This is a genomic window from uncultured Pseudoteredinibacter sp. (genome assembly GCF_947502065.1).
In the GTDB taxonomy this organism is placed as follows: Bacteria; Pseudomonadota; Gammaproteobacteria; order Pseudomonadales; family Cellvibrionaceae; genus Pseudoteredinibacter.
Genome location: NZ_CANMYE010000005.1, coordinates 111281 through 134554 on the forward strand (window position 1 = coordinate 111281; position 23274 = coordinate 134554).

Annotated in this window: 20 protein-coding genes; 11 read left to right on the forward strand and 9 right to left on the reverse strand. The window is 46.4% G+C overall.

The window, feature by feature from the left end:
* Positions 1-2 precede the first annotated feature (2 nt).
* Both glyS and glyQ read right to left on the reverse strand, forming a co-directional pair.
* On the reverse strand, positions 3-2081 hold the full coding sequence (gene glyS / locus Q1A41_RS13885; RefSeq protein ID WP_299980178.1) for a glycine--tRNA ligase subunit beta: 2079 nt from the start codon (positions 2079-2081) through the stop codon (positions 3-5).
* On the reverse strand, positions 2081-3025 hold the full coding sequence (gene glyQ / locus Q1A41_RS13890) for a glycine--tRNA ligase subunit alpha (RefSeq protein ID WP_299980181.1): 945 nt from the start codon (positions 3023-3025) through the stop codon (positions 2081-2083). The genes glyS and glyQ overlap by 1 nt, the downstream gene beginning before the upstream one ends.
* A 224-nt stretch (positions 3026-3249) precedes the next feature.
* Between glyQ and Q1A41_RS13895 the strand changes: the two genes are divergently transcribed.
* Complete coding sequence (locus tag Q1A41_RS13895) at positions 3250-4107, forward strand: lysophospholipid acyltransferase family protein (protein WP_299980184.1); 858 nt, start codon at positions 3250-3252, stop codon at positions 4105-4107.
* A gap of 103 nt (positions 4108-4210) precedes the next feature.
* On the opposite strand, the gene Q1A41_RS13900 is transcribed toward Q1A41_RS13895, so the two are convergent.
* The 6 genes from Q1A41_RS13900 to def all read right to left on the reverse strand — a co-directional run bounded on the left by Q1A41_RS13900 (position 4211) and on the right by def (position 10475).
* The gene (locus Q1A41_RS13900) at positions 4211-4747 is read right to left on the reverse strand and encodes a hypothetical protein (protein WP_299980187.1); all 537 of its coding nucleotides are present in this window, start codon (positions 4745-4747) and stop codon (positions 4211-4213) included.
* A gap of 20 nt (positions 4748-4767) precedes the next feature.
* A complete protein-coding gene (locus Q1A41_RS13905) occupies positions 4768-6216 on the reverse strand; it encodes a TrkH family potassium uptake protein (protein WP_299980190.1) in 1449 nt (482 codons plus the stop codon).
* Positions 6217-6248: 32 nt separating this feature from the next.
* Positions 6249-7634, reverse strand: a complete 1386-nt coding sequence (gene trkA / locus Q1A41_RS13910; RefSeq protein ID WP_299980193.1) for a Trk system potassium transporter TrkA — start codon at positions 7632-7634, stop codon at positions 6249-6251.
* A 64-nt stretch (positions 7635-7698) separates the two neighbouring features.
* A complete protein-coding gene (gene rsmB / locus Q1A41_RS13915) occupies positions 7699-8991 on the reverse strand; it encodes a 16S rRNA (cytosine(967)-C(5))-methyltransferase RsmB (protein WP_299980196.1) in 1293 nt (430 codons plus the stop codon).
* A 2-nt stretch (positions 8992-8993) separates the two neighbouring features.
* Complete coding sequence (gene fmt / locus Q1A41_RS13920) at positions 8994-9950, reverse strand: methionyl-tRNA formyltransferase (RefSeq protein ID WP_299980199.1); 957 nt, start codon at positions 9948-9950, stop codon at positions 8994-8996.
* 15 nt (positions 9951-9965) lie between these two features.
* Positions 9966-10475: a peptide deformylase gene (gene def, locus Q1A41_RS13925; protein ID WP_299980202.1), complete on the reverse strand. Its 510-nt coding sequence runs from the start codon at positions 10473-10475 to the stop codon at positions 9966-9968.
* A 232-nt stretch (positions 10476-10707) separates the two neighbouring features.
* Here def and Q1A41_RS13930 point away from each other — a divergent pair, with 232 nt between their 5' ends.
* Both Q1A41_RS13930 and Q1A41_RS13935 read left to right on the forward strand, forming a co-directional pair.
* Positions 10708-11751 carry a LysM peptidoglycan-binding domain-containing protein gene (locus tag Q1A41_RS13930; RefSeq protein ID WP_299980205.1) on the forward strand — a complete coding sequence of 348 codons (1044 nt, stop codon included), beginning with the start codon at positions 10708-10710 and terminating at the stop codon, positions 11749-11751.
* 310 nt (positions 11752-12061) lie between these two features.
* Entirely contained in the window at positions 12062-15112 is a 3051-nt protein-coding gene (locus tag Q1A41_RS13935; protein WP_299980208.1) for an ATP-binding protein, read from the forward strand.
* Positions 15113-15231: 119 nt separating this feature from the next.
* Here Q1A41_RS13935 and Q1A41_RS13940 read toward each other — a convergent pair whose 3' ends face one another.
* Positions 15232-16770, reverse strand: a complete 1539-nt coding sequence (locus Q1A41_RS13940; RefSeq protein ID WP_299980211.1) for an HD domain-containing phosphohydrolase — start codon at positions 16768-16770, stop codon at positions 15232-15234.
* Positions 16771-17068: 298 nt separating this feature from the next.
* Between Q1A41_RS13940 and dprA the strand changes: the two genes are divergently transcribed.
* The 8 genes from dprA (at position 17069) to Q1A41_RS13980 (ending at position 23129) form a co-directional block, all read left to right on the forward strand.
* Complete coding sequence (dprA, locus tag Q1A41_RS13945) at positions 17069-18196, forward strand: DNA-processing protein DprA (protein ID WP_299980214.1); 1128 nt, start codon at positions 17069-17071, stop codon at positions 18194-18196.
* Positions 18197-18291: 95 nt separating this feature from the next.
* Positions 18292-18798, forward strand: coding sequence for a 5-(carboxyamino)imidazole ribonucleotide mutase (purE, locus tag Q1A41_RS13950; RefSeq protein ID WP_299770765.1), 507 nt, complete (start codon positions 18292-18294; stop codon positions 18796-18798).
* 7 nt (positions 18799-18805) lie between these two features.
* Positions 18806-19369, forward strand: coding sequence for a Sua5/YciO/YrdC/YwlC family protein (locus tag Q1A41_RS13955; RefSeq protein WP_299980692.1), 564 nt, complete (start codon positions 18806-18808; stop codon positions 19367-19369).
* Between the two features lie 108 nt (positions 19370-19477).
* The gene (gene hemF / locus Q1A41_RS13960) at positions 19478-20392 is read left to right on the forward strand and encodes an oxygen-dependent coproporphyrinogen oxidase (protein ID WP_299980217.1); all 915 of its coding nucleotides are present in this window, start codon (positions 19478-19480) and stop codon (positions 20390-20392) included.
* Positions 20393-20403: 11 nt separating this feature from the next.
* Complete coding sequence (gene aroE / locus Q1A41_RS13965) at positions 20404-21243, forward strand: shikimate dehydrogenase (protein WP_299980220.1); 840 nt, start codon at positions 20404-20406, stop codon at positions 21241-21243.
* A 151-nt stretch (positions 21244-21394) separates the two neighbouring features.
* Positions 21395-22198: a DUF6249 domain-containing protein gene (locus Q1A41_RS13970; protein ID WP_299980223.1), complete on the forward strand. Its 804-nt coding sequence runs from the start codon at positions 21395-21397 to the stop codon at positions 22196-22198.
* A gap of 26 nt (positions 22199-22224) precedes the next feature.
* Positions 22225-22785: an RNA polymerase sigma factor gene (locus Q1A41_RS13975; protein ID WP_299770775.1), complete on the forward strand. Its 561-nt coding sequence runs from the start codon at positions 22225-22227 to the stop codon at positions 22783-22785.
* Positions 22786-22790: 5 nt separating this feature from the next.
* The gene (locus Q1A41_RS13980) at positions 22791-23129 is read left to right on the forward strand and encodes a DUF5056 domain-containing protein (protein ID WP_299980226.1); all 339 of its coding nucleotides are present in this window, start codon (positions 22791-22793) and stop codon (positions 23127-23129) included.
* Positions 23130-23274: the final 145 nt, after the last annotated feature.

Genomic DNA, 23274 nt, shown 5'->3' on the forward strand with positions numbered 1-23274 from the left:
CCTTATTTGGCCGGAACCAAGTGAGAAATATCAGCAACTTGTAAGAATAGCTGGCGTAACTTATTCAATAGGGCTAGGCGATTATTGCGTAGCTCTAAATCATCAGCCATTACCATCACATCGTCAAAGAAGCTATCCACAACTGGGCGTAAATCCGCCAAAGCACTAAGGGCCTCGGTATAATTAGCTGCGGCAAATAGAGGTGCTACTTGATCGGCTTTTTCTGCGACAGCTTGTGCTAAATTCTTCTCGGCTGTTTCTTGCAATAGTGCTTCATTAACCTCATCGGACACAGCTGAATCCAATTTGGCTAAAATGTTAGATACACGCTTGTTGGCTGCAGCCAGTGCAGCCGCATCGGGCAATTGACTGAAGGCATGTACTGCATGAACGCGACGATTAATATCCAAAGGAACCGTTAGGTTCTTCGCACTCACCGACATAAAGACTTCTACAGCGATTTGCTCTTCCTCGTACCAAGAGCGGAAGCGTTCCAACATATACTCAAGAGCGGTAGCAACTGAAGCGTCACTGTCTTTAATGCTGTCACCGTGATTAATGGTGGCCAACTTTAATAGCTGGGCCAAATCTAAAGGAAGCTCTTTTTCTACCAACAGACGTAAAACTGCTACGCTAGCACGACGCAGTGCGAAAGGATCCTTAGAGCCAGTAGGCTTCTGACCAATACCAAAAATGCCACTTAATGTATCTAAGCGATCTGCCAATGCGATGATGGTACCGGTTTTACTGCTAGGCAATTTATCGCCAGCAAACTTCGGTAGGTACTGTTCTTGTAGTGCTAGGGCTACTTCTTCATCTTCGCCAGCATGCTTAGCGTAGTAGTAACCAGCAACACCTTGCATCTTGTCAAACTCACCCACCATGTCAGAGACCAGATCACTCTTACACAGTTCAGCGGCACGCTGTACTTTCGCAAGGTCACCGTCAACTTGTTGAGCGATCATTTGGGCTAGGTTTCGAACACGTTCGGTTTTATCGTAAATAGAACCAAGTTGGGCTTGGAAGACGATGGGCTTTAAGCGCTCGCGCATATCGCTTAGGCTAATCTTCTTATCGGTTTCATAGAAGAAGGCCGCATCTGCTAGGCGAGGGCGAATAACTTTTTCGTTACCCGAAATTACTTGTGCTGGATCTTTACTCTCAATATTACTGATAGTAATAAAATAAGGCATCAATTCGCCAGCAGCGTTTTGCACGGGGAAATATTTTTGATGTTCTTTCATTGAGTAAACCAGAGCTTCGGAAGGTACTTCCAAAAAGCTCTCTTCAAATTTACCCATTAAAGCGACCGGCCATTCAACGAGTGCAGTTACCTCGTCTAATAGCTCTTCATCAAGCATCGCTTGGCCGTCTACTTTATCGGCTTCGGCCAAAACTTGCTGTTTAATGGTTTCTCTTCGCGATTCAAAGTCTGCATTGACATAGGCTATGCTGTTTAGCTTATCAGCGTATTCGCCTGCTGATTCGATGATTAAAGTCTGATCATAGTGGAAGCGATGGCCGCGAGTCTCGCGATTCGCTTTTACGCCATAAACTTCAGCTTCTACCAATTCGTTTCCGAACAGAATGAGTAACCACTGTACTGGGCGTACAAATTCATCACGACGGGCACCCCAACGCATACGCTTTGCAATGGGAAGCTTAGCTAGCGAGTTTTGGATAATGCCCTCTAGCTTGCCGGTGGTTAATTCACCGCCAGCGGATTTACGGTAAACCAGCTTATCTTGCTTGCCATCGTTTTCGGTTTTTAACTCAGCAACATCAATACCGTTTTTATTCGCAAAGGCCTCAGCGGCTTTACTTGGATTACCATCGGCGTCGAATGCAATCTTGGCCGGCGGCCCCCAAACAGTAACTTCTTTTACAGCGGTTTGCTCATCTAGCCCGTTTACTACCACAGCGAGACGTCTTGGTGCGGCGTAGGATTTTACAGAGTCGAAGTTAAGTTCTAACTCTGTCAATCCGTCTTCGATACCCTGGGTAAAAGCCTTTGATAAGGTTTTAAGCGCTTTTGGAGGTAACTCTTCGGTGCCCAGTTCAACTAAAAAATCTTTTTTCATTAGGCGTCCTCCTCCCGGGCTAAAAACTCCTTGCGCAAGCTCTCTTCGGCTAGCGGGAAACCGAGCTCTTTACGGGCATCGTAATACGCTTGGCAAACCGCACGGGCAAGGGTTCTTACACGAAGGATATAGCGCTGACGCTCGGTGACCGAAATAGCATGACGGGCGTCTAACAAGTTAAAGGTGTGAGAAGCTTTCATTACCATTTCATAGGCGGGTAATGGTAGGCCTGCTTCTACCAAGCGAGCGGATTCGCTCTCGTATTTATCAAAACACTGGAACAAGAAATCCACATCGGCTTCTTCAAAGTTGTAGCGCGACATTTCTACTTCATTTTGGTGGAAAACATCACCATAAGTCACAGGGCCTTGCGGGCCGACGGTCCAAACTAGGTCATAGATGCTATCGACACCCTGAAGGTACATGGCAATACGCTCTAGACCATAGGTGATCTCACCCATCACCGGCATACACTCTAGGCCACCTACTTGCTGGAAGTAGGTAAATTGGGTGACCTCCATACCGTTTAGCCAAACTTCCCAACCTAGGCCCCATGCACCAAGCGTTGGAGACTCCCAGTTATCTTCAACAAAGCGCACATCGTGAACTGTAGTATCGATGCCAAGGGCGTCCAATGAACCTAGATATAGTTCTTGGAAGTTTTCAGGGTTTGGCTTCATGACCACCTGAAACTGGTAGTAATGTTGTAGACGGTTGGGGTTTTCACCATAGCGGCCATCAGTTGGGCGGCGACATGGCTGCACATAGGCGGCATTCCAGTTTTCAGGCCCTACCGCGCGTAATGTAGTGGCAGGGTGAAAGGTACCGGCACCGACTTCCATATCCAGAGGCTGTAAAACCACACAGCCCTGTTGGGCCCAATATTGTTGCAAGGCTAGAATTAGCCCTTGAAAAGTACTTGTATCAGCTTTGGGGTCGGACACCGCGAAATTGCCTCCGGCAGAATGAATCAAAAGGGCGGATTATATCGCTGCAAGCGCAATAACTCTATGGTAGAAGAGGGCTCTAAGCTCCTAAAAGCCCTATTTCGCTTGGGAGTTATAGCGCTTTACGTTAAGCTGCGCCCTTGATACACCTGAAGTACAGCGAAACTATGACAAACGCCAGCAGCTCGCCCGCTCCCAAGCGAGGACCTATTTACTTTCTTATGGCCGCCGTATCCCGATTGCCCTTGGGTATAAGCCGCGCAATTGGTAAGGCAATTGGTAGTTTACTGTGGGCTGTTAATGGTCGTGAAGCGAAGGTCACCAAGCGTAATCTGGAGATGTGCTTCCCCGAAATGCCCGAGCAAGAGCGCTTGATCCTTGCCAAGCGTAGCTTGCAAGAAACCGGTGTTATGTTGATGGAAACGCCCGCTGTGTGGATGCGGGATATGGATTGGTTACGTAGCAAGGTCATTGAAACTGAAGGCTGCGAGCTGGTTGATGAAGCTCTGGCTAAGGGCAAGGGCATGGTGCTCATCGCCCCGCACCTGGGGAACTGGGAAGTGGTTGGCCTATACGCGGCCACACTTGGACCAATTACCAGTTTGTTTGAGCCTCCGAAAAACGCGGAAGTAGGCGCTATCATTCAAGAATCGCGGGAAAAATCGGGCGCTACCTTAGTGCCGACAGACCGCCGTGGAGTGATGAGCTTATTAAAGGCCATTAAAGCCGGTGGTATTTCTGGAATATTGCCAGACCAAGTGCCTGGTGATGGCGCAGGTGAGCTTGTTGAGTTCTTTGGCCGCCCGGCATATACCATGACGTTACTGTGTAATCTGGTCAGCAAAACAGGCTGTGAAGCCCTAGTGAGTTATGCCGAACGAGTACCTGGTGGTTTCAAGCTTGTCTTCAAAAAATCTTGCCCAGATCTTTATAGCGAAGATTGTGATAAATCGCTGCGAGCTTTAAACCGCAGTGTAGAAGATGCCATTAAAGCACTTCCTGAGCAGTATCAGTGGGAATATAAGCGTTATAAATGTTTTGAACACGGGTATCAGGATCCTTACAAGAATATGAGCTAAGCTTTTTGCCTTGCTTAGTGCACAAACCCCGCCTACATAAGAAACAAGGCTGCTGATTTTTAAAGCCAGAGCAGCTTGTTCTGCGGATGCTTTGAAATCCGGCTTACAGTCCTAGTTCAGCTAAGCGCTTATTTAACTCTACCGTGGCCTCCGCTTCCCAATTGGGCTTTTCTTTTGCAATTAGTTGTTCGAGAGCGGACTTGATGGGCAGCTTTAAGCCTTGGCAGTTTAGTTCTGTTTGTGGAATAGGAATTAGCATTTCCAGTTCACTGCTTAAGCTTTCTGCAAACAGTGGTTTAAAAACTATCTCGCTAGGGGTTTCAAATTCGGTCTCGCAAGCGATATCTATTTCTTGACCAAAAAGCTTTTGCTTAACTTTGCCACTAAGTCTTACCTTTAAGGGCAAATGTGCGGTAATGGTTTCGCTAGCGCTGCTGATATCTGCTTCGCCCGCTTTTGCAATATGCAGATTGTAATGCCCATATTCCCAAGGAACATCTTTGGCCGCAAATAGCACATGGGGCAGCTGTTTACTTACCGCTCTTTCAAGCAACATGTTCAGGGCATTGTCAGCATGGGCCGCAGTGCTTAGCAATGTAGCTAGCATAACAATAGTGGGTACGGGGAAAGTTATTTTCATAGTCATATCTTTTAAAACAGTTAGCGGCGCCAGAAGCTGGGTGAGAATAGCACTAATAAAGTAAAAATTTCTAAGCGACCCAATAACATGGCAAAACACAGTATCCACTTAGCGGGGTTGTTAATGTCGGTGTAGTTTAAAGCAACATCGCCCATACCCGGACCTAGGTTCGAAATACAGGCACCAACAGCCGATACTGAAGTAAGAAAATCCAAACCAGTTGCCATCAACAAGATAAACATAATCATATAGCTGATCACAAATACTGCAAAAAAGCCCCAAACGGCTTCCACTACACGATCGGATACAGAAGTCTGCCCAAGCTTAATGGGGATTACCGCATTGGGGTTGATCAATCTTTTGATTTCGCGAATACCCTGCTTACAGATCAGTAATACACGAATTACTTTCATACCGCCGCCGGTAGAGCCGGCACAACCACCCATAAAGGCAAATAGAAAAATAAAGAAAGGGAGGAAGCCTGGCCAAATGGTGAAATCCGCAGTGCCAAAACCGGTAGTCGTTAAAATTGAAATAAACTCAAAGCTACCGTGAATTGCACTGGTTTCCAAATCGTAGGTATCGGTGTGGGCTAGATAGGCAACGGTAATTGGAATCCCTATCGCTAAACAGCTGATATAAAATTTAAACTCCGGATCCTGCCAGTAGTGTGCAATGGAACGATTACGGCTGGTATAAAAATGCAGAGCAAAATTCACACCCGATAAAATCATAAACAGCATGCATACGATTAAAATAATCGGGCTATCAAAGTAACCCATACTGGCATCGTGGGTGGAAAAGCCGCCGATCGCTACGGTAGAAAAAGCATGGCCAATGGCGTCGAATAAGGTCATGCCTGCAGCCCAATAGGACAATGCGCAGGTGATGGTTAGGGCGCAGTAAATTAAAAATAATGCCTTGGCTGTTTCGGTAATTCGCGGAGTAAGTTTCGAGTCTTTCACAGGCCCAGGAGTTTCCGCGCGATACAGCTGCATGCCCCCAATACCTAGCATAGGTAGAATAGCTACAGCGATAACAATAATACCGATACCGCCTAACCACTGCAGTTGTTGGCGATAATACAAAATAGATTTTGGTAGATCGTCTAAGCCGGTGATTACTGTAGCTCCGGTAGTTGTCAAACCGGAAAGCGATTCAAACATCGCATCGGTAAAGCTTAGACCTGGCTGTTCAGAGAAAATAAAGGGTAAGCAACCCGCTATTCCAAGTACCGCCCAAAACATAACGGTAATTAAAAAACCATCCCGGGTTCGTAAGTCATGTTTGGTCTTATTGCTAGGTAGCCAAACCATAAAGCCGCTAGCGAAAATTAATGCCATTGCCGAAATAAAAGCGACTAGTGATTCATCGTTATAGTAAATGGACACAAAAGTAGGCGGCAACATGGTCATGCTAAAAAGCATGAGCAAAATACCCAGTACACGAAAGATAACCGAAAAATGCATAGTTGTTTGTGTATTGCCTATTTATTATGCCGCTAAAAGAAGCTAATTCCTGTTTGAAACAGGTGCTCGATATCGCGGGTATATTTTTTATTTACTAAGAATAGAATTACGTGATCACCGTCTTCGACGATAACGTGATCATGGGCGATTAACACTTCGCTGCCGCGGCTACTCTCACGAACGATAGCGCCAATAGTTGCTCCGTCGGGCAGGTCAATATCTTCGATAGCCTTGCCAACAACTTTTGAATTCTCTTTATCACCATGGGCAATAATTTCGATAGCTTCGGCCGCACCACGTCGTAGAGAGTGAACGTTAACCGTATCGCCTTCGCGTACATGGGTAAGCAAGCTGCCTAGAGTTGTCTGTTGTGGCGAGATGGCGATATCAATATCGCCACCTTGCACTAAATCGACATAGGCAGGGTTGCTAATTAAAGCCATCACTTTTCGAGCGCCCAGGCGTTTGGCTAGCATGGACGACATAATATTTGCTTCATCGTCATTGGTAACCGCTAAAAACACATCGGTGTTTTCTATATTTTCTTCCAGCAGCATTTCCTGGTCAGAAGCGGAGCCATGCAAAACAATGGTGCGCTCTAGTTGCTCTGAAAGAAACTTGCAGCGCTGAGCATAAAACTCTATGACCTTGACGGCATAGCGGCTCTCTAATTTCTTGGCCAAGCGATAACCGATGTTACCGCCACCGGCAACAATAATACGTTTATAGTGAGTCTCTAATCGACGTAGCTCACTCATTACCGCCCGAATATTTACCTTGGCGGCAATAAAGAAGACTTCATCGTCTACTTCAATAACGGTTGAACCTTCAGGAGTGATGGCGCGACCGCGACGATAGATAGCGGCTACGCGAGTATCTACCGAGGGCATGTGCTGACGCAAAAAGCGTAGCTCCTGACCTACCAGTGGGCCACCATGGTAGGCTCTCACGGCTACTAGCTGTACCTTGCCATCGGCAAAGTCGACAACCTGCAATGCACCAGGATGTTCGATCAATCGGAATATATAATTGGAAACCAATTGCTCCGGGCTGATTAAAACATCAATGGGAATATTTTCATCAGCAAAGAGCCCGGGTTTATTTAAATAGGATTGGGCGCGAATTCGGGCGATCTTAGTTGGAGTTTTGAACAAACTGAAGGCGATCTGACAGGCGATCATATTGATCTCGTCATTATTGGTAACAGCAACCAACATATCGGCTTCATCGAGACCGGCGCGCAGCAAAACATCGGGGTGGCAAGCATGTCCAGTTACCACGCCAATATCGATGTGATCACGTAGCTCGCGAAGGCGGTTCTCATCGGTATCGACAATAGTAATGTCGTTAGCTTCGTTGGCGAGGTTTTCGGCGAGTGTTCCACCAACCTGGCCGGCCCCGAGTATAATAATTTTCATAGGTTGAACAGCTTAGCTAATCCATTGCGGCTTATAAGGCCATTGCCCGCCAATTCTACGCCTTTTATCCGGCTTTTTGCAGACGTGCGTAGTAAAAACCATCATGACCACCTGGTTGAGGGAATAATTGACGGCCATGCTTTACCTTGAGCCCCCAGCTGGCATCTATTTCTAGCTCATTCGCATCACTGTGTTTAGCTAAGAAAGAGGAGATCTGTTCTTCATTCTCTTGGGGTAATACTGAGCAAGTGGCGTAAACCACAATCCCACCAGGCTTGAGTGTAGTCCAAAGTTTCTCTAGTAACGTTTGTTGTATTTCACACAGCTCGATAATGTTGTTTGGCTTGCGAAGTAGCTTAATATCAGGGTGGCGACGAATAACACCTGTGGCTGAGCAGGGGGCATCAAGCAAAATACGATCGAATGCTTGACCATCAAACCATGCATCAGTATTGCCGGCATCTTCGCAGACTAGCGTTGCGTTCAAATTTAAGCGGCTTAAATTCTCTTGAACACGTTTTAATCGCTTAGCTTCAGTATCTATAGCGGTAAGGGCGATACCTTTTGCGCACTCAAGAATATGGCCTGTTTTTCCGCCAGGGGCGCAACAAGCGTCCAATATTCGTTGATTATCGCCTATTTGCAGTAAACCTGCGCTAAATTGCGCAGCTTCATCCTGTACGCTTAACCAGCCTTCCATAAAGTTGGGCAGCTGTTCTACAGGGCAGGGTTTAGCGAGCGTGATTCCATCAGGGCTAAATTGGCAGGCGCTGGCCTCGATACCTTGTTGGTCTAAAAGCTTGAGGTAATCGTCACGGCTCACGCGTTGGCGATTTACTCGCAAGCTAAATGGCGGGTGTTGATTGTTTTGTTCAAAAATTGCATCGGCCTGTTCGGGCCAAGCTTGGTGCAATTGTTTATATAGCCATTTAGGGTGGCTTTGTTTTAGCCATGGTTGTGAGCTGACATCGCGACTTTCCAGGCGTTGATAGCTACGCAGTACACCGTTAACGAGTTTACAGGCCCAGTTCTTTTTTAGCGCTCGACACGCCTCAACACAGCTGGCAACAGCCGCGTGGGGGGGAATGCGACTGTAGTCCAACTGATAGCAGCCAATAATCAATAGCGCTTGGATATCTTGATCTTTAGGCTTAAGCGGCTGCTTTAACAAGCCCTGCAAATGCTGGTTGATCAGATGAAAGTATCGCAAGCTACCGTAACAAAGTTCTTGCAGTAGCCCCTTGTCTTGAGGCTTAACTTGCTTCAGCAAGGGTGGCAGGGCGCTGGCCAGTGAGCCCTGTTGTTTGAATACCTGAGCAATGGCTTTTGCTGCGGCTGCACGTGTGTCGAGTGCCATACTTAGCTCAAGGCCTCGCCGACAGTGAAGAGGTCGGCGCGACCGTTCAATAAATCCCTAAGGCTCATTGGCTTTTTGCCTGGCAATTGGATTTGGCTGATATGCAGCTGCTTTTTGTCACCACAGGCCACCCAGATACCGTTTTGGTCCACCTTTACAATAGTTCCTGCGGGCGCTGAGTTACTTTCCTCTAATGCATTTGCCTGCCAGATTCTTAGCCGTTGCGCTTTGCCCTTATCTTCGAACCCACAATGGGCGACAGGGAAGGGGTTATAAGCTCGCACTGTCTGCTCAATTTGTTGAGCAGAGCTTTGCCAATCAATCGCGGCATCGGCTTTGCTGAATTTGTGAGCATAGCTTACGCCTACACTTGGCTGAACCTGGGCAGAGGCAGTGCCGTCAGCAATTTCTGACAGAGCTTGCAAGAGCGCAGGTCCACCAATTTTCAGCAATTTATCATGCAGGCTGCCACCGGTTTCATCGCCCTCAATCGAGCAACGGCGTGTAACTAATACCGGGCCAGTATCTAAACCCGCATCCATTTGCATGATGCATACCCCTGATTCGCTATCACCAGCTTCAATCGCACGCTGGATTGGCGCTGCACCGCGCCAACGCGGCAATAAAGAGGCATGCACATTGATGCAGCCATATTTTGGCGTATCCAAAACCGCTTGCGGTAGCAACAGTCCATAAGCGACAACCACCATAATATCGGCGCCAAGAGCGTCGAGGGCAGCTCGGTCTTCAGCCTCTTTAAAGTTTAGTGGTTGGTAAACATCAATATCGTGTTGCAGGGCCAGCTGTTTAACTGGACTAGCTTGCAGGCTTTTGCCGCGATTCGCAGGCCTATCGGGCTGTGTGTAGACGGCGACAACCTTATGTTCGCTATCAAGCAAGGTTTGCAGATGTGCAGCGGCAAAATCCGGCGTACCGGCAAATACAATTTTTAGAGGCATGTTAAATCCGCGAACTTAGGCTTGGCTGCGATGCTGTTTTTCCAGCTTCTTACGAATGCGTTGGCGCTTCATATTGGAGATATAGTCTACGAACAGCTTACCGTTTAAATGATCAAGCTCGTGCTGTATGCATACCGCCAAAAGGCCATCTGGCTCTAAGCTAAAGCTTTTGCCATCCCGGTCCAGCGCGGTCACTCGAATTCGATCTGGACGGCTGACCGTTTCATAGAAGCCAGGTACCGAAAGGCAGCCTTCGTCATAGTCGAGCACGCTGTCTTGATCTAGCACTTCGATATTTGGGTTAATAAATACCAGTGGCTCGTCCTGTTCTTCGCTTACATCTATCACCACTACACGCTTGTGCACATTGATTTGGGTGGCGGCTAAACCAACCCCTGGCGCGTCGTACATGGTTTCAAACATGTCGTCCACCAAGGTGCGTATTTCGTCGTTTACTTCATCCACTTCCTCGGCGGTAGTGCGTAACCTTGGGTCTGGAAATTCTAATATCTCTAATATGGCCATGTGAGCGTGTTAACTGCCTGTGACAAACTTCTAGTAAAAATGTAAGGAGCGCTGCTAACATTATGATCAAGCAGCAAATATTGGACGATTTATCGCCCCCTTTACCTGCCGTCTTGCCGCCGAAGCTGCTATATTAGTGACTTAACATCGACTTAAATCGGCAAAAAGCAGGCATTGAACGGTTTATTATACCGAGATTCTGTAAAGGGGCCGACTACAAAGGGCATTTTCTATGAAAAAAACACTGCTGGCATCTTTGTTCAGCCTGTCCGCCTTGGCCGCACCATTGCTCGGTTGGGCTGATGAGCCCCGCCTGAGGAACAGCCACCCAGACACCTATTCGGTGGTTAAGGGTGATACGCTATGGGATATTTCGGCACGTTTTCTAGAAAACCCCTGGATGTGGCCCGAAATCTGGCATGCCAATGACCAAATCGCCAACCCCCACTTGATCTTTCCTGGCGATAGAATTCGTTTAGTGTATCTAGATGGTAAGCCACGTCTAACCTTAGACCGCGGCGAGGCTGGACGCACCTATAAGGCTAAGCTTGGGCCAGAGATTCATGTGGTACCCAAAGAAAAAGCCATCACCACTATTCCTCTAGATCGCATAAACTCCTTTTTGTCTCGTAGCCGAGTAGTTGATATAGGTGTACTGGATGCCGCGCCGTATGTTTTGGCTGGTGGTGATGAGCACATTGTTACCGGTGCTGGGGACAGCTTATATGCTCGCGGCGAGTTTGATAGTGAAACAAAAGCATATGGCATATACCGCCAGGGCGAAGTGTATGTTGACCCGCAAACCAAAGAGCCTCTTGGTATTCAGGCAATTGATATTGCTTCGATCAAACAAAGGGCGCTAAATGGTGATATTGGTACGTTTGATATTATGCGCACCACCCAGGAAGTTCGACTGGGTGACCGTCTGTTAAAAACGGTAGAAAGATCCATTGATTCAACATTTTTCCCTAGGCCCCCTAGCCAGGACATCAAGGCTGAAATTATTGGTGTTGAGGGCGGAGTCAATCAAGTCGGCAAGCTCGATGTCGTAGCTTTGAATAGAGGCTCAAGAGAAGAGCTACAAATTGGCGATGTTTTACTGATCTATAAAAAAGGCGACACCATACGTGATCGAGTCACTAATGAGTTGGTGGCACTGCCTGCGGAGAAGTCAGGTCTACTAATGGTGTTTAGTGTGTTCGAAAAGATGTCTTATGGAATAGTATTGGAAGCCGAGAGACCTCTTCGTACTGGTGATGAGTTAAGATCACCTTAATCAGAACTTCTAAAGTAATTTCTAAAAAGCCCAACTCGATAGAGTTGGGCTTTTTAGTTTTTAGCTATCAATATAACCCCTCCACTGGAAAGCCCTTCAACGTTCATTTAATTGTTTGCTCAACAATAGCAAGGGTCGGTTCTGGCACTTTTTACCTCAAGTTGTCACATTTCTTCATTGAATTGTATTTGCTGACTACAGAATCAGAGCTTATGTGCTAGCGTTAAATAAATAAGCCTCAATAAGCTGTTAGAAGGCGTATTAGAAAGCAGGAAACTTAGTAAAGCTTTGGGTGGGCAAAAGCCGATTTATGGAGAATGTAGAAGATACAGTTATCGCCAACGAACCCAGTTTGGGCTTGCTGGACTTAACGCGTTTAATTCCCAAGGGGGGGTTGGATGAGCAATCTTTTTATCCACTTGCAATTGATATGGCAACAAGCTTATCTAGCTTGCATGAAGAAGGGATATACCACAGTTGCCTGCGCCCAGAAAAATTTTTGTGCGACAGAAATTTCGAAAATCTAAACCTGATAAACATTAGGCCCAGAGAGAGCGTAACCAAACCCTATGCCAATAAGGAAGATGTACATAGGCTTTGCCAGGATAGCTATTTAGCACCGGAACAGAAAGCACTGATAAACGAGCCACAGGGGCCCTTATCAGACATTTTTAGCTTAGCTCTATGTTGGTACTTTGTTTTATGTGGTCAGGAGCTTATTCCGCGAGGGTTAACAAGTAAAGACAGTGTGGATCAGCTTGAACATTTAAGCGATAAAATAAAAACACTTAATAACTTCAGCTCGTCTAGGGTATCAAGGCCGCTGATTTATCTATTGCGAAATATGCTTTGTGTGCATCCGCTTGCACGTCCGCAAACAGTAAAGGAAATTGTTGGTCGATTAAAGCAACTCTCGAAACAGAATCAGGCTCAAGCTGAACAAGCCAATGAAGCAATCTTGTTAGATAAATTTCATCGTGAGCTTGATCGTACGAATGCGACCGAGCAGATTATGCTACAAGCGGATAAGGCTGCAGAAGGCATACGAATTGTTAGTATTGAATCTAGCTCCGGTAACGGAAAATCTACACTTTGTCAAAATGCTGCGATCAATGTTGCCAGTAAATTTACTTCGGTAATTCATTTTACCTGCAAGGCCTCTCAAACTAGCAGACCATACTTCGGGTTAAAACAACTACTGCGCCAGTTAAGAGAGTTATTAATATCCCATAAAGATTTTAATCAATGGGGTGATGAACTCATTGACGCTCTGCCGATGGGTGGAGCTTACATTTGCCACGTACTGCCAGAATTTAAATCCTTACTGCCAGCTGAAGACATAAATACGGAGTCTGTATTCTTACGTAGTCGATTTATTCAGCAAAGTATTTTTAGTCTTTTTAGTGTTTTAAGCCAAAATGATTTTACAACGGCAATTATTATAGATGATGCTGAACATCTAGATCCTGATAGTTTACAAGTGCTGCAGTCGCTTTGGGAGTTGCCAGCGATAAAAATGTTAGCGCTGCTTGCGTTTAATCCGGGACATAAAGAAAAAGTAGAAATTGTTGGGCCCAATGCAATAAACAGTAAAACTATCGAGCTGGCGGCCCTTACAGAAAGTGAGGCAATTGAGCTATGTGAAAATAGCTTCCCCAGTATACGTGATGCTGTGGAAGTAAAAAGATTAGCGGATATATTACTAATGTTTAGCCGCGGTAATCTAAAGCTCTTTAAGCACTACTGTGCTTTGGTGATTGAGCAAGATCTTATAGATCGACACTCGGTAGAAGATACACTAGATCTGCAGAAAATAGAGGAGTTGCAAGATGTTAATGTTTATGAGTTTTATACTTATCGTTTGAGCATTCTCTCACAACAAGCAATTAAAACCATGCAGTATGCTGAGCTTGTCCACCGCACTATGCCGCTATCAGACATCTCCATCTTAAAAGCTCTATGTTCAGGGCAAAGCCAGGCTCTAACAGAGGTATTCGATCAGGATCTAATGTACACCTTGGGTCAGGACTTTTGCTTTAAAGACAACATTATTTCAAGAATTACCAGTGAATACTGGGGTGATGAGCAACTGCTGGAGGCTCATTTATTGTTATGGGAACAGTTGAGAAGCTTAGAAACTTCCAATATGGAAGATTGGCTATGCTGCTTAAATCCAGTTCAACACTTGATTAAAGATAACAATCTTAAGCTGCAGTTGTTAGAACATAATTATCAGTTTGCTGAATACTGCAGAGAAATGGGCGCACCTTTGGCGGCAGAGAACTATATTCGCCAAGCAATGTACCTGCTAGAGCTTTATCAACTACAAGGCGAGCGACAATTATGTGATGCTCTGCTGCAAAGTTATGGTGAAATTTTAGCAATAAATGGCAAATTGCATGAGAGCGATGAACTTTTTCATAAGGTGCATGATAGTTGCAAAGATGCCAAAGATCAGGACACCATAAGTCTGAAGCAATATGAATTAATGGTCGGCATTAACCAAGCCTTACAAAGCCAAGTTGGGCAGAAAAAGTGTCAGCTCGCAGATCAGCAAAGAGAGATAAATGAACTCAAACAGGAGTTATGGGAAACACAAAATTGTTTGCTTGAGTCAGAGAAAATGGCTGCCCTTGGAAGCTTGGTAGCAGGAATCACCCATGAAATAAACACGCCTGTAGGAATAAGTATTACAGGCATGAGCCATTTTATTGATAGAACAAAGCAAATAAAGAAAAACTACTATAAGCAATCTATGACTCAAAAGGAGTTAGAGTTTTATTTTGATTCATCAGAGCAAGCCGCCGAGATTACTTTCAAAAACCTTTTAAGAGCAGCTGATTTAATTCGAAGTTTCAAACGTATATCTGCAGACCAATCAACTGAGCATGCTAGTCGTTTCAATCTTGTTGATTATATTAATGAGATTTTACTGAGCCTGAGCAGCCAATATAGTAAGCGTGGTATTACGGTAGAATTAAAACAAAGAAAAGACATTATAGTAAAGTCTCACCCAGGTTGGTTTTCGCAAATATTTACTAATTTGATTATGAACTCTCTAATTCATGCGTTTGAAGAGGGACAGAAAGGTGCGATTACAATTGAGGTAGAGGCCAGTAACGATCGGCTCAATATGATTTATCGTGATAGCGGTAAAGGCATCAGTGAAGAGCAAAAACGACAGATATTCGACCCTTTTTACACAACTAACCGTGATGGCGGAGGAACCGGCCTGGGTATGAGTGTTATTTGGGATATTGTCACCGAGAGCCTCGGCGGTGAGATTCAATGTGAAAGTGCATTAGGCCAAGGCGTGACGTTTACAATGATCATCCCCTTTGAAAGCCTTGGAATGACTTAGAGTTTTTGCTTGTCAGTCAATAATAGGCAGAAACTGTATCTTGGTTGCGATGGACTGATTATAAAAATAAAAACAGGGCTTAAAGCCCTGTTTTTATTTGTTGCTGTTACAAGTAGCCTTTACTTGTAATTTTTGTAAATCTCTAAGATGTCATCTAGATTCTCTAGCAATGAATCCACCACCTTTGGATCAAACTGCTTGCCTTTTTCAGATTTAATCAGCTCCAAGGCATCTTCTATAGTCCAGGCATCTTTATAGCAGCGCTTGCTAACCAGAGCATCAAACACATCAGCTACAGCGGTAATTCGCGCTTCTAATGGAATGTCTTCACCAGATAGGTTGCGTGGATAACCACCGCCCTCCCAGCGTTCATGGTGCCCGCCGGCAAGATTGGCGGCTGTTCTTATAATCTCAAGGTCAGACCCAGAGAGCATCTCTTCACCGATAAGAGCATGTTGCTTCATGGTTTCCCACTCATCTGGGTCAAGCTTGCCTTCTTTATGTAAAATTGCATCAGGACAAGCTATTTTGCCAATATCATGTAAAGGTGAAGCGATTTTAATAATTTGCGACTTGGCTGCTGAAAGGCCACATCCTAGGGCTAGCAACTCCGAGGTCATCGCTACACGCTTAACGTGATTACCAGATTCATTCGAGCGGTTTTCGATTGCTTCGCCTAGCCGATAAGCAATCTCTTTTTGGGTGCGTTCTGTCTGGGCTTGTAAGGAAAGGTTTTCATAAGCGATATTTACATTGCTGATGAACAGGTTTAGCAGCGAGTATTGGTTTTTCTCATCGCTGCTATAGGTCATATTATTGAGTAGTAATACCGTAGCGTCGGAGAAGGGGCAGCGTAGTATAATAGCCAGCTTATTGTTGGGCAGATTAACAATGCGTTCATCAGTCGCGAGCAACTTCTCAACGGTGGTCCCAAATTCAGCTCGCACATCGATATCACTAATTCCACGGTAGCAACCTGTAGCGGCAACCACTTCATATTCGCCATGGTTGCGCTGAATGGCAATTGAGTTGTCCTCAATCACCAAATTCATGCTGCGTTCCAGCTTACTTAAAGAAAAGATTTGCTCTAGTACACCTTCAACAAATAAGCCTAAGGAGCGTTTGCCGAAAATATCACCGGTAGACTCAATGACCTTTTTCATGCCTGCTTCATGGGCCATTAAAGAGTGGATATCCTGATATGAACGCAGAGAGCTACAGGTCACGGTGTAGAGCTTATTCGCGGTTAGCTCAGACTTTTCTTTGTAGCCATTGATGTCATAGTCTCGAACCACTTGTCGTTCGGGAGCGTCTCCTGGCTGGCCAGTACGTAGAACAATGCGAACTTGATTGTTCTTTAGTTCTTCTCGAATCCAGATGACCAGTAATAGCCCAGCATCTCTCGATTCCATGACAACATCGAGCAATATCAGCCCAATATCGTCTTCTTGCTGCAATATTTCTTTAGCTTCGGCGGCAGAATTTGCGTGTAGCAATTCAATACCGCGATTTTGATACTCAAAATCACTCAGTGCTAGCTCAGTAATGGTATGAATATCTGGCTCATCATCAACCACGAGAACCTTCCAAGGGTCACCTTGAACTTGTGTTGGCTCGAAGCTGGATTTTTCGTTACTTAGAAAACTGTACTCAGGCATTGGAGCTTCCTTTAAAGCGTCTACTTTCATACTAGACGACATTATTTAGCAGTGCACATCGGAATGAGCTTTTTATACTAAATTCTTTTCTTGCCCCCTCAACTGTAGGCCTGGCAGCGAATTTAGAGCATATTTTTAGTCTATTCCATAGCTTTAAGACTAATAAGAATTTTGGCCTGTTTCAATTTATGTGAGGCAGTTTATGTTTTCCCTTCAGTTGTGTGATTGTGTTGCCTGTTTTTTCACCAGGTCGCCTGTTAGCTGTTCATGCCAAATAAACGAGATATAGGAAAAAGCTATGGAGCTTTCCCTGGAAAACAAGAACCGTATATTGCTTCTTATGTCACAGCATTGGCAGGGCAGATATCTGCGTCGCTCCACTCAAGGCTTAGACTCTATAGCTGAGCTCTTTGAATTGGGTGCTAAAGAGCAAAAGCTTCGACTGGGGGAAGAGGCCTATGCGCTTCTACAAAGCTATCGACAAGCCGGTGATGATAGTGCCTTAGCTAGGAAGCTACGGCAGCTGATCAAGCTTTGTAACGATCAGTCGGTGCGCCTGCTTTTCGCTAAGGACAAGGACTTCCCGAAATTGTTGTTGGAAACGGCGGACCCGCCAGAGCTACTCTTCGTAAAAGGAAGTGTCGAAGCTCTGCATTGGCCGCAGCTAGCTATTGTGGGCAGCCGCAAAGCGAGCCCCTCAGGTGTTAAGCAGGCAGAGCAGATCTCTAAAGAGCTTAGTATTGCAGGAATAGCTATTACCAGTGGCTTGGCACTAGGGATCGACTCAGCCGCACACAGGGGGTGCTTGGCCGCAGGCGGCAAGACGATAGCGGTGTTGGGAAGCGGCCTAGATCAGCTTTATCCTCGACGAAATACAGCCTTGAGCCAAGAAATTATTAATACAGGCGGCGCACTTCTAAGTGAGTACCCTTTTGGTACACCGCCAATCGCGGCGAACTTCCCAAAACGAAACCGCATCGTGACAGGCTTAGCCTTGGGTACGCTAGTCGTAGAGGCTGCAGAGCGAAGCGGCTCTTTAATTAGTGCCTCTTTGGCGCTTGACGAAAACCGTGAGGTTTTTGCAATTCCCGGCTCTATAAATAACCCTTTGAGCCGAGGTTGCCATAAGTTGTTAAAGCAAGGTGCGGTGCTGGTGGAAGGTGCTGAGGATATCGCTCAACATTTAAGTGGAGCCATCCAGTGCCAGCTAGATTTCAAACCGGCTACTGTAAGTCCAAATGAAGAATCAGGGCAAAGCTCCAAGCCCAATGGCCTATTAAAGTTTATAGGTTACGATCCGCTCAGTATCGATGAAATACAGCTGAGCAGCGGGCTCAAAGTCGAAGAGATATCGACACAACTCATAGAGTTAGAACTTAATGGTCAAATTTGCCAGCAGGCTGGGCTATATCAGCGTTTGAAATAGGGGCTTTGGGAAGAATGCTAAGTTTTTCAAAAATGCTTGAGCACGGCATGAAGTTCGGGTAAATTTGCCGCTTTTTCGCACAAGAGACTAAGCCGATGAGCAAACCATTTGTTGCTATTTTGATGGGTTCTGATTCAGACCTACCTATTATGGAAGCCGCTTTCGATACCCTAGACAAGCTAGGCGTGCCTTTCGAAGCTAAAGTTAGCTCCGCTCACCGTACCCCAGAAGCTACTCACACTTATGTTAAAGATGCTGACGCCCGTGGTGCTGGCGCCTTTATCTGTGCCGCTGGTATGGCCGCTCACTTGGCGGGTGCTGTTTCTGCAAACACCTTGAAGCCAGTGATTGGTGTGCCAATTAACTCTTCTTTGGACGGCCTAGATGCCTTGTTGTCTACCGTTCAAATGCCTGGTGGTATCCCAGTAGCAACCGTTGCTATCGGTAAAGCTGGTGCTAAGAACGCAGCATATTTAGCGGCTCAGATCCTAGGTACCTCAGACGCTGAGTTGCACCAGAAGTTGATCGACGAGCGTAAAGCAAATGCTGATGCCGTTATCGCTAAAGATGCTTCTTTGCAGGAAAAGTTAGCTCAGCGCTAATTTGACTGTGAACTGGGCCCTAAATCCTCGTATTCGCCGTCTTGCAGAGCAAATGCATGATGGAGGCGTTATCGCCTATCCGACCGAAGCGGTTTGGGGTCTAGGTTGCGATCCTTTTCAACAAGAAGCTGTTGAGCGTATCTTGTTCTTAAAGGGTCGTGCCCAAGCCAAGGGGCTTATCTTGGTCGCTGCCAATATTGAGCAGTTTGAGCCTTATCTTGCGGGTATCTCCCACGATCAATACGCTAAACTAGAAGAAACTTGGCCTGGGCCTAATACTTGGCTGGTGCCTGTTAATGGCTATTGTCCGAGTTGGATTAGCGGTCGTTTTGATTCTGTTGCCCTGCGTGTCAGTGCTCACCCAGTCGTTGCAGGCCTTTGCCGAGCCTTTGATGGCCCTATTGTTTCTACCTCAGCCAACCCACAGGGTTTACCGCCTGCCATTAGTGCTATGCATGCCGAGCGATATTTTCACGGCTGCCTTGCCGGTTTGGCTCCAGGCCTTGTGAATACCAAGGCTAAACCGTCCACCATTCGCGATTTACGCACGGGCGACATTATCCGCGCTTAAGCTTTGCCCTAGCTGAATTCTCCCTAATAGCCAAAAGATATTTCCAACTGCAGTGATCATGGGCTTTTGTTACTATGCCAAGCCCAGTAATGACACGAAGAAATATCTATGAGCTCGGTCGATAAAGAGGCGGTAAAAGCCTATCTAATGGCGCTGCAAGATAAGATCTGCGCCGACCTAAGCCAAGCCGATGGCGGCACTGAGTTTAAGCAAGATCAGTGGGTGCGCGAAGAGGGGGGTGGCGGCCGTTCGCGAGTGATTGAAAATGGCAATGTTTTTGAAAAAGGCGGGGTCAACTTCTCCCATGTAAGCGGAGCGGCTATGCCGGCCTCAGCAACGGCGCACCGTCCAGAACTTGCCGGCCGCTCTTTTGAAGCCATGGGGGTGTCCTTGGTAATTCATCCTCACAATCCTTATGTGCCCACTAGCCACGCCAATGTACGTTTTTTTATTGCCGAGAAAGAAGGTGCCGAGCCGGTTTGGTGGTTTGGGGGTGGTTATGATCTAACGCCTTATTATGGTGATGAAGAAGATTGTCGCCAGTGGCACCAAACCGCCAAAGACGCTTGCGATCCTTTTGGTGATGATGTTTATCCGCGATATAAAAAATGGTGTGATGACTATTTCTTTCTTAAACATCGCGATGAAGCTCGCGGCGTGGGGGGCTTGTTCTTCGATGATCTCAATGAGTGGGGTTTTGAAAAGAGCTTCGCCTTTATGCAGGCCGTGGGTGATAGTTACACCAAAGCTTACGTTCCTATCGTAGAGCGTCGCAAAGATCAGCCTTACGGTGAACGTGAACGAGAGTTTCAGTTGTATCGCCGAGGTCGATATGTGGAATTTAACCTAGTCTGGGATCGAGGCACCTTGTTTGGTTTGCAAACCGGTGGCCGTACCGAGTCGATATTAATGTCGATGCCGCCATTGGTGCGCTGGGAGTATGACTATCAGCCAGAGCCGGGTTCTGCTGAAGCGCAACTGACAGAGAAGTTTTTACCCCATAGAGATTGGCTGGCCAGCTGAGCGAGGTTACCGTGACTAATTCGACAATAGATCGTTATGCGGTGCTAGGTAACCCCATAGCCCATTCCAAATCGCCACAGATACAGCAATCATTCGCTGAGCAATGTGCTGAGGCCCTAAGCTACGAAGCCATTTGCGCGCAAAATTTTGCTGATGAGGCGGGTAAGTTCTTTGCACAAGGTGGCAAGGGCATGAATGTCACAGTGCCCTTTAAGCTTGATGCACTGGAGTTTGCAGATGAGCTAAGCCCAAGGGCCTCCAGAGCTGGTGCAAGCAATACCCTGATTTTGCAGGAAAATGGCCGTATTTGCGCCGAAAATACCGATGGCGTAGGTATGGTACGTGATATTGAGCAAAACCTATCTTGGCCTTTGGCTGGCAAAAGGGTTTTGCTTTTAGGTGCAGGCGGGGCTGTCCGTGGTGTCATTCAACCTTTATTGGCTTCGAGCCCTGCGGCGCTTCATATAGCAAATCGTACGGTCTCTAAGGCGCAGCTGTTGGCCGACGAATTTGCTGATATTGGCAAAATTACAGCTTCTGGTTTTTCAGATATTAAGCCCGGTCAGTTTGATATCATCATTAATGGTAGTGCCGCTAGCTTGCAAGGTGATAGTTTGCCATTGGCCAATGGGGTTGCTGAGGGCTGCTATTGCTACGATATGATGTATGCCGCCGAGCCCACAGTGTTTATGAGCTGGGCCAAGAATAATGGTGCTCTGGCTGAAGCTGATGGCCTTGGTATGTTGGTCGAACAGGCTGCTGAATCCTTTTATTTGTGGCGTGGCAAGCGTCCCAACACCGCTCCAATCTTAGCTCAATTGCGTCAGCAGCTAGAGCCAAAATCGCCTTAATCTAGGCCTTAGCTAAATTAATCTCAAAGTTTTTCTGGCGCTTGCATCCATTCGGCTGTTTGCGCCGTCTTAAGCAATACCAAGCGAAATTCGCTTAGCAATAGCAGGGCAGAAGATCACTGCCCAATGAAACACTACGAGGAATATGAATATGAATCATTTAAACCTAAAGCAGCTGTTCGCCGCGCTGCTGATGATGTGCACCATCGTTGGTGCAGCGGCGGTAACGGCCGAAAGCGAAGCTGATAGTCACCGCAAAGTGATTGTGGTGAAAGATGGTGATGTTGAAAAAACCATCGATCTCAACGTCGAATCCGGCGAAATTGTGGTTCGTACCAGCGATGGCAGCGACGAACAGAAGAAAGTCACCATCAACCTAGGTTCATTTATCGGTGAAAACGTCCTTAAAGAGATTGCCCACGAGCTGGAAAAAGAAGGTGTTGAGATAGACGGCAAAATCGTCCTTGAAAGAGAGGCCGAGCACCAAGCCGAACTGGAAAGCGAGCGTCGAAGCGAAAGCAAATCTCGAGTGGTTTATAAAGAAGGTGGCAATGCTTTTACCGACTCAATCGGCGATTTTCTCGAAGCTTTAGTGGCCGTTGTCGCCATTGTACTGATCTTTGGCATGCCGGTATTGATCGTAGGCGTGGTTATGTACGGTCGTCATAAGCGCCGCGAGCTGATCAATCAAAGCATCGATAAGATGCTGGAGAAAGGCCAAGAGATCCCGCCTGAAATGTTCCAAGAAGCAACCGGTAAGCCTGAGAAGAGCACTCAAAGCAAAGGCGTCATGCTGATCGCTGTAGGTGTTGGCTTGATGGGCTTCTTAGGTGCAGTTGCCGGTGAGGTTGGTGCGGTAGGCTTAATCCCAGCGCTGATTGGTGTGGCCCACCTTTATATCTGGAAGACTGAGCAAGCTCAGCAAGAAAAAGAAAACAACAGCCAATCCGTATAACAAAAACAGTAACTTAGGCCACCTTTGTGATAGAGCTTAGCGACCAACAACTGATTGACCTAGTAGTAAAGGCGGGAAACCAACGCGCCTTTGCTATCTTGGTTAATCGCCATCAATCTGGTTTGCGCGCATCATTGCGCCAATGGTGCCAGAACGATGCCTTGGCTGATGATCTAGCCCAGGAGACCTTTTTAAAGGCTTTCCGTAAGTTAGACAGTTTTCAGTCAAACGCTAAGCTAAGTACCTGGCTATATCGGATCGCTTATAATACCTTCCTCGATTATAAGAAGATCAAGAAGAATAATTTCCAGGATACTTTTGAGGACATTGATAATGTTCACTCGGCAGCAGGCTCTGATTTAGAGCATGTGGGTAATAGCAGGGACCTTGATCAAGCCCTAGCCCAGCTGCCTGATATCCAAAGGCAAACCATTGACCTGTGTTATACTCAAGGGATGAGCCACAGTGAGGCTGCTGAAATCTTGCAGTGTCCTGTGGGTTCGGTAAAATCCCATGTTCAGCGGGCGAAACAGAAGCTTAAGGCTATCTTAGCTGCACCCGCAACCGCTCAAGTAGCGGGGGAATGAAGACTATGAATGATCAAGAATTTGAACTGTTTCTTCAGCGAGAGCTGAAGGCCCAAAATGACTATATTGCGGATGATGGCTTTACTGATGCTTTGATGGCTCAGTTACCGGCCAAGCCCGACCGAGAGAAAGCCAAGCCTAACCGTCTAGTGGTTTGGGCGGCTATTCTGTCGACCGCACTTGTTGCTGCTATCTTGCCTTTGCAGACTATGTTGCAGGGCTTCGCCTCAATTTTCACCCAGCCAAGCGCAAACTGGGCGACTTTGTTGGGCCTAGGTCTTAGCATGCTAGCTGTAGCGGCTCTAGTTGTGTGGAATGACCGAACTCGCATATTCGAAGTATAGACCTCCCAAAGTTCTTAGTTCCTATTTTATCAGCGGCCAATGATCTTCATTGGCCGTTGTTCGTCTAACTACCGTAAAACAACAATATTTGTGTATGCGGCTGGTATCACTCAGCCAAGCTACACGCTCGTCATGAGGAAATACA

Coding starts and splice junctions, on each gene's coding strand:
- glyS (WP_299980178.1), bottom strand. CDS start 2,081: ATGAAAAAAGATTTTTTAGTTGAACTGGGCACCGAAGAGTTACCTCCA.
- Q1A41_RS13895 (WP_299980184.1), top strand. CDS start 3,250: ATGGCCGCCGTATCCCGATTGCCCTTGGGTATAAGCCGCGCAATTGGT.
- Q1A41_RS13900 (WP_299980187.1), bottom strand. CDS start 4,747: ATGAAAATAACTTTCCCCGTACCCACTATTGTTATGCTAGCTACATTG.
- Q1A41_RS13905 (WP_299980190.1), bottom strand. CDS start 6,216: ATGCATTTTTCGGTTATCTTTCGTGTACTGGGTATTTTGCTCATGCTT.
- trkA (WP_299980193.1), bottom strand. CDS start 7,634: ATGAAAATTATTATACTCGGGGCCGGCCAGGTTGGTGGAACACTCGCC.
- rsmB (WP_299980196.1), bottom strand. CDS start 8,991: ATGGCACTCGACACACGTGCAGCCGCAGCAAAAGCCATTGCTCAGGTA.
- fmt (WP_299980199.1), bottom strand. CDS start 9,950: ATGCCTCTAAAAATTGTATTTGCCGGTACGCCGGATTTTGCCGCTGCA.
- def (WP_299980202.1), bottom strand. CDS start 10,475: ATGGCCATATTAGAGATATTAGAATTTCCAGACCCAAGGTTACGCACT.
- Q1A41_RS13930 (WP_299980205.1), top strand. CDS start 10,708: ATGAAAAAAACACTGCTGGCATCTTTGTTCAGCCTGTCCGCCTTGGCC.
- Q1A41_RS13935 (WP_299980208.1), top strand. CDS start 12,062: ATGGAGAATGTAGAAGATACAGTTATCGCCAACGAACCCAGTTTGGGC.
- Q1A41_RS13940 (WP_299980211.1), bottom strand. CDS start 16,770: ATGCCTGAGTACAGTTTTCTAAGTAACGAAAAATCCAGCTTCGAGCCA.
- dprA (WP_299980214.1), top strand. CDS start 17,069: ATGGAGCTTTCCCTGGAAAACAAGAACCGTATATTGCTTCTTATGTCA.
- purE (WP_299770765.1), top strand. CDS start 18,292: ATGAGCAAACCATTTGTTGCTATTTTGATGGGTTCTGATTCAGACCTA.
- hemF (WP_299980217.1), top strand. CDS start 19,478: ATGAGCTCGGTCGATAAAGAGGCGGTAAAAGCCTATCTAATGGCGCTG.
- Q1A41_RS13970 (WP_299980223.1), top strand. CDS start 21,395: ATGAATCATTTAAACCTAAAGCAGCTGTTCGCCGCGCTGCTGATGATG.
- Q1A41_RS13980 (WP_299980226.1), top strand. CDS start 22,791: ATGAATGATCAAGAATTTGAACTGTTTCTTCAGCGAGAGCTGAAGGCC.